At 48.8% G+C, this 1608-nt stretch carries 2 protein-coding genes; both read right to left on the bottom strand.

Translation table 11 applies throughout. The annotated features are described in order from the left end of the window. Positions 1-576 (bottom strand): peptide chain release factor N(5)-glutamine methyltransferase (gene prmC / locus QVA83_RS14360; protein ID WP_287498616.1); only part of this gene is annotated, 576 nt, incomplete at its 3' end. Between the two features lie 36 nt (positions 577-612). Beyond that, on the bottom strand, positions 613-1608 hold a 996-nt coding region (prfA, locus tag QVA83_RS14355), incomplete at its 5' end, for a peptide chain release factor 1 (RefSeq protein WP_287498615.1).

Below are 1608 nucleotides of genomic sequence, written 5' to 3'. Positions count from 1 at the left end.
TTCTTCTATGTAAGGTGGGTTTGAAACAATAATGTCGAAGGTTTGATCTGCCAGAGCACTAAACCAGTCACTTTGTACAAAATGCGCATTGGCTATACTATTAGCGTGGGCATTGCGGGTAGCAAGCTTCACCGCCCCCTCTTGGTAGTCTACGCCAGTAACGGATGCTTCTGGCAGTTCGCTCGCTAATGCCAACGCAATAGCGCCCGTGCCTGTTCCCAAATCACAGATTGATAAGGATGCAGAGGAGTGTTGATTTGCCCAATTAAGCACGTGCTCAACCAATACTTCAGTATCCGGTCGTGGAATTAACGTATCTGGCGAGGTAAACAGTGACAGGGTCCAGAAATCACGCTTGCCGATAATATACGCCACGGGCTCACCCCGTTTACGCTTGGCCACATCCGCTTCAAATTGCGCTTTCTGTGCGGCATCCAAGGTTTTATCAGGCCATGTGAATAGGTAAGTTTGTGACTTACCTAGAATGTTCGCCAACATGACTTTGGCATCAATAGAGGGTGACTCCCCACCCTCTAGTTGTTCAGCAGCCCATGTTAAGGCGTTGTCTATGCGCATTGTTTTTCTATAAACAGTTTGTGTAACAAGACAGCGTTATTCGTCAGACAGAGAGGCCAGTAGATCGGCCTGATGCTCTTGCAAAATTGGGTCGATAAGCTGCTTAAGGTCACCTTCCACCACTTCGTCTAAACGATAAATAGTCAGGTTGATACGGTGGTCGGTTACACGTCCCTGCGGGAAGTTATAAGTACGAATTCGCTCAGAGCGGTCACCGCTACCGACTAGGCTCTTACGAGTAGAAGCCTCTTCTGCTGCACGCTTTTCTTCTTCAATCTGATTTAAGCGCGCTTGAAGTACCGACATCGCTTTCGCACGGTTTTTGTGCTGTGAACGCTCGTCCTGACATTCCACTACCAAGCCTGTTGGCAAGTGAGTAATACGAATCGCTGAGTCGGTTTTGTTAACGTGCTGACCACCCGCACCTGATGCACGGAAGGTATCGATGCGAAGCTCTGCAGGGTTAATTTCAATTGCCTGCGACTCTGGAATTTCTGGTAATACCGCCACGGTACATGCCGAGGTATGGATACGGCCTTGTGATTCGGTTTCTGGTACACGCTGTACGCGGTGACCGCCCGACTCGAATTTCAATACGCCGTACACGCCATCGCCGCTAACATTCGCAATGACTTCTTTATAACCGCCGTGCTCACCTTCATTGGCGTTAACCAACTCTACACGCCAGCCACGACTTTCGGCATAACGGCTGTACATGCGGAACAAGTCACCTGCAAATATTGCCGCTTCGTCACCACCCGCACCAGCGCGAATTTCCAAGAAACAGTTGTTGTCATCGTTAGGATCTTTAGGCAGGAGTAGCACCTGAAGTTCAGTTTCAAGGCGTTCAATTTCCGCCTTGGCATCTTTCATCTCTTCCTGTGCCATTTCGCGCATTTCGGCGTCGTCTTCATTCAGCATTTCCTGCGCTGAAGCCAAGTTTTCTTGTGCTTGCTGATAAGCATTAAAGCCTGCCACTACATCTTCTAGCTGACTGAATTCTTTTGACAAGTTGCGAAACTTATACTGATC

This window comes from Alteromonas sp. AO-Serp (genome assembly GCF_017849675.1).
GTDB lineage: Bacteria > Pseudomonadota > Gammaproteobacteria > Enterobacterales > Alteromonadaceae > Alteromonas > Alteromonas macleodii.
The sequence above is the reverse complement of the archived record's forward strand: the minus strand, read 5'-3'. Positions and strand labels throughout refer to the sequence as shown.